This is a genomic window from Rhizobacter sp., assembly GCF_031412495.1.
In the GTDB taxonomy this organism is placed as follows: domain Bacteria; phylum Pseudomonadota; class Gammaproteobacteria; order Burkholderiales; family Burkholderiaceae_C; genus Schlegelella_A.
Genome location: NZ_JANODC010000082.1, coordinates 1 through 8,790, shown reverse-complemented (window position 1 = coordinate 8,790; position 8,790 = coordinate 1). Strand labels below are relative to the sequence as shown.

8 protein-coding genes are annotated in these 8,790 nt (G+C 70.6%); 5 read left to right on the top strand and 3 right to left on the bottom strand.

Annotation, left to right across the window (positions count from 1 at the left end; all coding sequences use genetic code 11):
• The 3 genes from leuS to holA form a co-directional block, all read left to right on the top strand.
• Nucleotides 1-2,071 (top strand): leucine--tRNA ligase (gene leuS / locus AC30N0_RS02990; protein ID WP_489516447.1); only part of this gene is annotated, 2,071 nt, incomplete at its 5' end.
• Nucleotides 2,071-2,559 (top strand): LPS-assembly lipoprotein LptE, encoded by a 489-nt coding sequence (locus AC30N0_RS02985; RefSeq protein ID WP_489516446.1) that lies wholly within the window; start codon nucleotides 2,071-2,073, stop codon nucleotides 2,557-2,559. The genes leuS and AC30N0_RS02985, both read left to right, overlap by 1 nt.
• Nucleotides 2,559-3,653 (top strand): DNA polymerase III subunit delta, encoded by a 1,095-nt coding sequence (gene holA, locus AC30N0_RS02980; RefSeq protein ID WP_489516445.1) that lies wholly within the window; start codon nucleotides 2,559-2,561, stop codon nucleotides 3,651-3,653. Before AC30N0_RS02985 ends, holA begins: the two co-directional genes overlap by 1 nt.
• Before the next feature lie 42 nt (nucleotides 3,654-3,695).
• Here holA and AC30N0_RS02975 read toward each other — a convergent pair whose 3' ends face one another.
• The 3 genes from AC30N0_RS02975 to thiL are packed head-to-tail and all read right to left on the bottom strand — an operon-like array spanning nucleotide 3,696 to nucleotide 5,713.
• Complete coding sequence (locus AC30N0_RS02975) at nucleotides 3,696-4,184, bottom strand: CinA family protein (RefSeq protein WP_489516449.1); 489 nt, start codon at nucleotides 4,182-4,184, stop codon at nucleotides 3,696-3,698.
• Nucleotides 4,181-4,735 carry a phosphatidylglycerophosphatase A family protein gene (locus tag AC30N0_RS02970; protein ID WP_489516444.1) on the bottom strand — a complete coding sequence of 185 codons (555 nt, stop codon included), beginning with the start codon at nucleotides 4,733-4,735 and terminating at the stop codon, nucleotides 4,181-4,183. Before AC30N0_RS02970 ends, AC30N0_RS02975 begins: the two co-directional genes overlap by 4 nt.
• Before the next feature lie 15 nt (nucleotides 4,736-4,750).
• Nucleotides 4,751-5,713 carry a thiamine-phosphate kinase gene (gene thiL / locus AC30N0_RS02965; RefSeq protein ID WP_489516443.1) on the bottom strand — a complete coding sequence of 321 codons (963 nt, stop codon included), beginning with the start codon at nucleotides 5,711-5,713 and terminating at the stop codon, nucleotides 4,751-4,753.
• Nucleotides 5,714-5,857: 144 nt separating this feature from the next.
• On the opposite strand from thiL, the gene AC30N0_RS02960 reads away from it, so the two are divergent.
• Together AC30N0_RS02960 and AC30N0_RS02955 are read left to right on the top strand one after the other, a co-directional pair.
• Complete coding sequence (locus tag AC30N0_RS02960) at nucleotides 5,858-8,152, top strand: NADP-dependent malic enzyme (RefSeq protein WP_489516442.1); 2,295 nt, start codon at nucleotides 5,858-5,860, stop codon at nucleotides 8,150-8,152.
• 134 nt (nucleotides 8,153-8,286) lie between these two features.
• Entirely contained in the window at nucleotides 8,287-8,685 is a 399-nt protein-coding gene (locus tag AC30N0_RS02955; RefSeq protein WP_489516448.1) for a guanyl-specific ribonuclease, read from the top strand.
• Nucleotides 8,686-8,790: the final 105 nt, after the last annotated feature.

Sequence of the window (8,790 nt, the reverse complement as noted above, 5' to 3'; positions counted from 1 at the left end):
TGTGAAGAGCGGCCTGCCGGGCTGGCCCGAGCGCGTCAAGACCATGCAGGAGAACTGGATCGGCCGCAGCGAGGGCGTCCGCTTCGCCTTCCCGCACCGGATCCGCGGCGCCGACGGCGAGCTCATCGGCGGGGGCCGCTTGTACGTGTTCACGACGCGTGCAGACACCATCATGGGCGGGACCTTCTGTGCCGTCGCCCCCGAGCATCCGCTCGCCCTGCATGCCGCCGCGTCGAATCCCGAGGTCGCCGCCTTCCTGGCATCCTGCCGCGCCGGCGGCACCACGGAGGCGGAGCTCGCCACCCAGGCCAAGCGCGGCATCGCCACCGGCCTCTCGGTCGAGCATCCGCTCAGCCACGAACCCATCCCGCTCTGGGTCGGCAACTACGTCCTCATCAACTACGGCGACGGCGCCGTGATGGGCGTGCCGGCGCACGACGAGCGCGACTTCGAGTTCGCGAAAACCTACGGAATCGACCTGCTCCAGGTCATCCACATCGACGGCGAGCATTTCTCGTACGCGCGCTGGCAGGACTGGTACGCCGAGACCAAAGGCGCGGTGACGATCAACTCCGACGTCTACAGCGGCCTCGAGCACCCGGCCGCCGTCGACGCGGTGGCCGCGGCCCTGGCGCACCGCGGCCTCGGCGGCAAGCAGACGACATGGCGCCTGCGCGACTGGGGCATCAGCCGGCAGCGCTACTGGGGCACGCCGATCCCGATCATCCATTGCGATACCTGCGGCGTCGTGCCGGTGCCCGAGAAGGACCTGCCGGTCGTCCTGCCGGAGAACCTGATCCCCGATGGCGCGGGCAACCCCCTGGCCCGGGACGCGTCGTTCCTGAACGTGCCGTGTCCGCGCTGCGCCAAGCCGGCGCGGCGCGAGACCGACACGATGGACACCTTCGTCGACAGCGCGTGGTACTTCATGCGCTACTGCGACCCCAAGCTCGACGATGCGATGGTCGGCCCCGGCACGGCGTACTGGATGCCGATGGACCAGTACATCGGCGGCATCGAGCACGCCATCCTGCACCTGCTCTACGCGCGCTTCTGGACCAAGGTGATGCGCGACCTGAAGCTGGTCGACATCGACGAGCCGTGCACGCGCCTGCTGACGCAGGGCATGGTCCTGAACCACGTATGGGCCCGGCCGACGGCGCAGGGCGGCATCGAGTACTTCCCGCCCGACGAAGTGACCCCCGTCGACGAAAAGAGCGACCCCAACGGGGTCGGCCCCTCCCTCTCGGAGGGAGGGGTTGGGGAGGGAGCAACCCTGGAAAAGGCGGGCCGTCTGCAAGACGGCACCGTCGTCACCTACCGCGGCATGCTGAAGATGGGCAAGACCGAGCGCAACGGCGTCGACCCGCAGGACCTCATCGATCGCTACGGCGCCGACACGGCCCGCCTCTTCGTCATGTTCGCCTCGCCGCCGGAGCAGACCCTCGACTGGAACAACGCCGGCGTCGCCGGAGCGAACCGCTTCCTGAAGCGCCTCTGGTCCTTCGCCGCCCGGCACCTCGACACGCTGGGCACGGCCGAGGCGCGGCAGAGCCCGCGCGGCCGCGCCGCGTCGCTGCGCCACGAGGTCCACTCGCTGCTGCGCCAGGTCAGCTACGACTACGAGCGCATGCAATACAACACCGTCGTCTCGGGTGCGCAGAAGCTCCTCAACGCGCTCGAGGCCCATGCGGCCGGCGCGTCGGGCGCGGCGGCCGATGCAGCTGCCTTGCGCGAGGGCCTCGGCGTGCTCCTGCGGGTGCTCTATCCGGTCTGCCCGCACACGGCGTGGCGGGTCTGGAACGAGCTCGGCTACGACCGCGACATGGGGCCCCTGTTCGATGCACCCTGGCCGGTCGTCGACAACGCGGCGCTGGTGCAGGCCGAGATCGAGCTGATGCTGCAGATCAACGGCAAGTTGCGCGGCCGGATCAGGGTCGCCGCGTCGGCCGACGAGCGCACCATCGAGGACGCCGCCCTCGCCAGCCCCGAGTTCGCCAAGTTCGCCGAGGGCCAGCCGGTGAAGCGGGTCAAGGTGGTGCCCGGGCGGCTGGTGAACGTCGTCGTCTGATGCGGCGCCGGGCACTGCTCGTCGTCCCGCTCGCCGCGTTCGCAGGCTGCGGCTTCGAGATGAAGCGGGCCCCCGAGCTGCGCTTTCGCACCATCCAGCTGCGCGGCTTTCCGGCCCGGTCGCCGCTCGCGGCCGAGCTGAGGATGCACATCGACGCGAGCACGAACACCCGCGTCGTCGAGGCCGGCCAGGAGGCGCAGGTCGTCCTGCAGGCGCTCGGCGAGGCCCGCGAGAAGAGCGTCGTCGCGCAGACCGCGGCGAACCAGATCCGCGAGTTCGAGCTGCGCTACCGGTTCCGCTTCGAGCTCCGCTCCGCCGTCGGCCGCGAGCTCATTCCCTCGAGCGAGATCGTCCTCGCCCGCTCGCTGACCTACTCCGAGGCCGCGGCCCTGGCCAAGGAGCAGGAAGAGGCCTTCCTCTACCGCGCCATGCAGGCCGACATCGTGTCCCAGGTGCTGCGCCGGCTCGCCTCGGTGCAGCAAGTCTGATGCTGCTGCGAGCGGAGCAGCTGGCGGCGCACCTGAAGCGCGAGCTCCGGCCGCTCTACACCGTATGGGGCGACGAGCCCCTGCTGGCGCAGGAAGCCTGCGACACGATCCGAGCTGCGGCGAGGGCCGCCGGTTGCGGCGAACGCCAGGTCCACACCGTCGCCGGCGCCCACTTCGACTGGAGCAGCCTGCTCGGCGCGGCCCAGGCGCTGAGCCTCTTCTCGGACCGGCAGCTGGTCGAGATCCGCATTCCTTCCGGCAAGCCGGGCAAGGACGGCTCCGAGGCGCTGCAGCGCTACTGCGAGAGCGCCGAAGCCGGCGGCGGGCGCGACGTGGTCACTCTGGTCCAGCTGCCGCGGCTCGACCGCTCGCAGCAGTCGAGCGCCTGGTTCGCGGCGCTCGACAGGGCCGGCATCAGCGTCCGCGTCGACCCGGTCGAGCGCAAGGCGCTGCCGCAGTGGATCGCCGAGCGGCTGGCGGCGCAGGGCCAGCGCGTCGGGGCCGGCAGCGCCGGGCAGCAGGCGCTGGCCTTCTTCGCCGACCGCGTCGAGGGCAACCTGCTCGCCGCGCATCAGGAGATCCAGAAGCTGGCCTTGCTCTACCCGGCGGGCGAGCTGTCCTTCGAGCAGATCGAGGCCGCGGTCCTCAACGTCGCGCGCTACGACGTGTTCAAGCTCGGCGAGGCGGTTCTCGCCGGGCAGACGGTACGCGCGCTGCGCATGCTCGACGGCCTGCAGGCCGAAGGCGAGGCGCCGGTGCTCGTGCACTGGACCCTGGCCGAGGACATCCGCGGACTGAAGCGCGTCAAGGACGCGCTCGGCGCCGGCAAGCCGCTGCCGCTGGCCCTGCGCGAAGCGCGCGTGTGGGGCGCCAAGGAGCGGATCTTCGAGCGCGCCGTGACCCTGCTCGGCGACACGACGCTGGCGCACCTGCTCGACGCGGCGCAGGTCTGCGACGGCCTGGTCAAGGGCCTGAAGCACCCGGAGTGGCCGCTCGACCCGTGGCAGGCGCTGCGCCGGCTGGTGCTGATGCTGGTCGAGGAAACCTCGCGCACCGGCACGCGGCCGATCGTCCGCCTCGCCCTCCTTGCCTGAGGCAGTCTCGCGGGCCACTCGCGCTCATCGCGCGACGGACGCTCAGACCTGCGCCAGCCGCGCCAGGAGCAGGTCGAGCGCCGCGAGCACGGTCTGCTCACGAACGGCCGCCCGTTTGCCGCCGGCCTGCAGAAAGGTCGTCGCCGGCGCGGCGCCGCGCCCGCAGACCGCCAGCCAGACGGTGCCGACCGGCTTGCCGGGGGTCGCCCCGCCGGGGCCGGCGATGCCGGTGACGGCGACCGAGAAGCTGGCCGGCGATCGCGCCAGCGCCCCCTGGGCCATCGCCGCGGCCACTTCCGCGCTGACCGCCCCGTGCGCTGCGATCGTCGCCTCCGGCACGCCGAGCATCTCGGCCTTCGCGGCATTCGAGTAGGTCACGAAGCCGCGCTCGAACCAGGCGCTGGAGCCGGCCTTCGCGGTGCAGGCGGCGGCGATCAGGCCGCCCGTGCACGACTCGGCGGTCGCGATCGTCGCGGCGCGGGCCATCAGCGCGGCGGCGAGGCGCTCGACGCGTTCCTCGAGGCGGCTCAGAACCACCTCCACAACGCGATCAGGAACAGCGTGCAGAGGGCGGCGACGAGGTCGTCGAAGACGATCCCGAAGCCCTGCGCCCAGCCGATCGTGGCGCCGCGCTGGCCCTTGAACAGCTGATCGGCCCACGCCACCGGCCCCGGCTTGGCCGCATCGAGGACACGGAACAGCACGAAGGCGACCGCCTGGGCGGCGAAGCTCGCAGGCGTCAGCAGCCAGAGGACGAGCCAGAAGGCGACGATCTCGTCGCACACGATGGCCGACGGGTCGGCCTGGGCCAGGTGGCGCGCGGTGACGGTGCCGGCCCACCAGCTCAGCAGCAGCGCACCGGCGAGCACCGCGGCCCGGCCACCGTGGTCGAGCGGCTCGGCCCAGGCGGCGTAGGTCAGCCAGGCGAGCAGCGTCGCGACCGTGCCGGGGGCGAGCCGGGCCAGGCCGGCGCCGGCGCCTAGGGCGATGAAGTGAGCCGGGTGGGCGAACAGGAAGCGCCAGCCGGGCCGGCGGCCGGCGCCTTCGAGGGGCCGGTTGAGGGCCGGGTCGGGCGTACTCACGGTCGCTCTCCCGGCTCAGGACTTGAAGTGGTCGAACGACGCGACCTCGTTCGGCAGCGACCGGCCACTGGCGTCGACGAGGCGCAGCCCGCCCCCGGCCTCCACAGCGCCGATGCGTGTGACCTGCACGGCCGCCGCCGCGCCGGCGGCGAGCACGTCGTCGTGACGGTCCGGCGCGGCGGTGAACGCCAGCTCGTAGTCGTCGCCGCCGGCGAGCAGGCACTCGCGCTGCGTCGTCTGCGGCTGGGCTGCCAGGACGCCGCTGCGCGGCAGGGCGTCGACGTCGACGACCGCGCCGACGCCGGAGCAGCGCAGGATGTGGGCGAGGTCGCCGGCAAGACCGTCCGAGACATCGATCGCGCTGCTGGCGATTCCGCGCAGCGCAAGGCCGAGGCCGACCCGCGGCTCAGGCATCTCCATGGCGTCGCGGGCCCGGGTGAATGCGGCTGTCTCCAGCGTCAATGTGCCGCGGAACGCCTCGAGCGCGAGTCGCGCATCGCCGAGGCAGCCGCTGACCCAGATCTCGTCGCCCGGCCGCGCTCCCGAACGCAGCAGCGCCGATTCACGGGCGACCTCGCCGAAAACCGTGATGCAGATGGCGAGCGGGCCGCGCGTCGTGTCGCCGCCGACGAGCTCGCAGCCATGCCGCTCGGCGAGCGCGAACATCCCGCGAGCGAAGCCCTGGAGGAAAGCCTCCTCGGCGCGCGGCAGGGCCAGGGCCAGCGTGAACGCCAGCGGCCGCGCGCCGCAGGCGGCGAGGTCGCTCAGGTTGACGGCGAGCGCCTTGTGGCCGAGGCGATCGGGCGCCACCGTGGACACGAAGTGACGCCCCTCGATCAGCATGTCGCAGGAGACGGCGAGCGACAGCCCGGGAGCCGGTGCGAGCAGCGCGCAGTCGTCGCCGATGCCGAGCGCGGCGCGGCCGGTGGGCCGCGTGAAGAATCGTTCGATGAGCTCGAACTCGCCGAGGGTGGCCATGCTGACGGCCGATTATCGGCGCCCCCGAAGCGGCACACTTCACCCCGGGGAACACCGGGGGGCGCGCGCGGCGGCATCTCTGCAATGATCCGCCGCGTACCCGCCCTTCGACCCGAACGAACCACGAGCCGGCCTTCCGTGAACATGTCGAACTCCGAACAGAAGGCGGCCGAGCTGCGCCGCGCCGCGCTCGACTATCACGAGTTCCCGGTGCCGGGCAAGATCGCCATCGCGGCAACCAAGCAGCTCGTCAACCAGCACGACCTGTCGCTGGCCTATTCGCCCGGCGTCGCCGCGGCCTGCGAGGAGATCGTCGCCGACCCGGCGAACGCCTTCCGCTACACGGCGCGCGGCAACCTGGTCGCCGTCATCACCAACGGCACGGCGGTGCTCGGCCTCGGCGACATCGGCCCGCTCGCCGCCAAGCCGGTGATGGAAGGCAAGGGCGTGCTGTTCAAGAAGTTCGCCGGCATCGACGTCTTCGACATCGAAGTCAACGAGAAGAACCTCGACAAGCTGATCGACCTGATCGCTGCCCTCGAACCGACCTTCGGCGGCATCAACCTCGAGGACATCAAGGCGCCCGACTGCTTCTACGTGGAGCGGGCGCTGCGCTCGCGGATGAACATTCCGGTCTTCCACGACGACCAGCACGGCACCGCGATCGTCGTCGGCGCCGGCGTGCTCAACGCGCTGAAGGTGAGCGGCAAGAAGATCGAGGACGTCAAGCTCGTCACCTCCGGCGCCGGTGCCGCGGCGATCGCCTGCCTGGGGCTGCTGCTGAAGCTCGGCATCCGGCGCGAGAACATCTGGGTCACCGACCTGGCCGGCGTGGTCTACCAGGGCCGCACCGAGCTGATGGACGAGGACAAGATCGTCTTCGCCCAGGACACGCCGCACCGCACGCTCGCCGACGTTATCGCCGGCGCCGACATCTTCCTCGGCCTGTCGGCCGCCGGCGTTCTCAAGCCGGCGATGGTGGCGACCATGCGGCCGAACCCGGTGATCTTCGCGCTCGCCAACCCGACCCCGGAAATCCTGCCCGAGGAGGTGCAGTCGGTGCGCAGCGACGCGATCATCGCGACCGGCCGCACGGACTACCCGAACCAGGTCAACAACGTCCTCTGCTTCCCCTACATCTTCCGGGGCGCGCTCGACTGCGGCGCGACGACGATCACGGTGGAGATGGAGATCGCCGCCGTCCACGCCATCGCCGGGCTGGCCCAGGCCGAGCAGAACGAAGTCGTGAGCGCCGCCTACGCCGGTGTGACGCTCAGCTTCGGCCCGGAGTACCTGATCCCGAAGCCTTTCGATCCTCGCCTGATGATGCGCATCGCGCCGGCCGTGGCCCAGGCAGCGGCCGATTCCGGCGTCGCGTCGCGGCCGATCGCCGACATGGACGCCTACCGCGACAAGCTGCAGGCCTTCGTCTACGCATCGGGCACGACGATGCGGCCGATCTTCAACCTGGCCAAGATGGCGGTGAAGAAGCGCGTTGCCTACGCCGAGGGCGAGGAAGAACGAGTCCTGCGCGCCGTGCAGGTGGTCGTCGACGAGCACCTGGCGCGCCCGACCCTGATCGGCCGGCCGGCGGTGATCGCTCAGCGCATCGCCCGGTTCGGGCTGCGCCTGGTCGCCGAGCGCGACTACGACCTCGTCGACACCGAAGACGATCACCGCTTCCGCGAGTACTGGCAGACCTATCACCAGCTGACCGCACGCAAGGGTGTCACGGCGCAGCTGGCGAAGATCGAGATGCGGCGCCGGCTGACGCTGATCGGCTCGATGCTGCTGCGCACCGACGAGGTCGACGGGATGCTCTGCGGCACGTGGGGCACCACCAACATGCACCTGCACTACATCGACCAGGTGATCGGGCTGCGCGAAGGCGCCCGCACCTACGCCTGCATGAACGGCCTGATCCTCCCGGGCCGGCAGGTGATGCTGGTCGACACGCACGTCAACTACGACCCGACGGCCGAGCAGCTGGCCGAGATCACCGTCATGGCCGCCGAGGAGATGATGCGCTTCGGCCTGCAGCCCAAGGCGGCGCTGCTCTCGCACAGCAACTTCGGCTCCAGCAATCAGCCCTCGGCGGTGAAGATGCGCGACGCGCTGGCGCTCCTGAATGCGCGCGCGCCCTGGCTCGAGGTCGATGGCGAAATGCACGGCGACGCCGCACTCGACGCCCGCTACCGCAAGGAGGTGATGCCCTCCAGCCCGCTGACCGGCGAGGCCAACCTGCTCGTGCTGCCGAACATCGATGCGGCCAACATCGCCTACAACCTGCTGAAGACGGCGGCCGGCGGCGGCATCGCCATCGGGCCCGTTCTCCTGGGTGCCGCCAAGCCGGTGCACATCCTCACCCCGTCGGCCACCGTGCGCCGCATCATTAACATGACGGCCCTGGCGGTCATGGATGCCAACGCGTTAAGGTGAGTGGCTTTTCGAGAGAGTATGCGCTAACTAATACAAGGCCGTTCGTGCCCGATTTTGCAGCAAAGGCTTGAGGTTTCCGCCCTGTTTCGGTAACATCAACCGATTGTTCGTTCAGGGATTTTCCCGTGGTTTTCTTGGGTCGGCTGCAGCCGTGGCGGCCACTGCTCCGGTGGGGGGCGGGGATCGGCGTCGCAGGGTTGCTGTCGATCGGTGCGGTCCAGGCCCGCGATCAGGCGTCCCTCGCCTCGCCCGTACCGCTCGCCGGCCTTCCCGCTGAAGCGCAAGCCGTGCACCGGCAGATCCACGCCGGCGGGCCGTTCGCCTACCCGAAGGACGGCATGGTCTTCGGCAATCGCGAACGGCGGCTGCCCACGGAACCGCGTGGGTACTACCGCGAATACACCGTTCCCACGCCGGGTTCCCGGGACCGGGGCGCGCGCCGCATCGTCTGCGGCGGCCGCGAACCGGCCGCCCCGAGCGCGTGCTACTACACAGCCGACCACTACAACCGTTTCAACCGGATCACGCCATGAGCGCAGCACAGCTTTTCTTTGAACAGGAGGAACGAGACATGCTCTTGCAGACAGTCCGTCCAAACATCGTGCAATCGATCCGGGCCTACCGGGTCGATGACCTGC

Bases quoted from the DNA above. Each gene is read 5' to 3' on its own strand.
- thiL (WP_489516443.1), bottom strand. From the start codon at position 5,713: ATGGCCACCCTCGGCGAGTTCGAGCTCATCGAACGATTCTTCACGCGG.
- AC30N0_RS02960 (WP_489516442.1), top strand. From the start codon at position 5,858: ATGTCGAACTCCGAACAGAAGGCGGCCGAGCTGCGCCGCGCCGCGCTC.
- holA (WP_489516445.1), top strand. From the start codon at position 2,559: ATGCTGCTGCGAGCGGAGCAGCTGGCGGCGCACCTGAAGCGCGAGCTC.
- AC30N0_RS02985 (WP_489516446.1), top strand. From the start codon at position 2,071: ATGCGGCGCCGGGCACTGCTCGTCGTCCCGCTCGCCGCGTTCGCAGGC.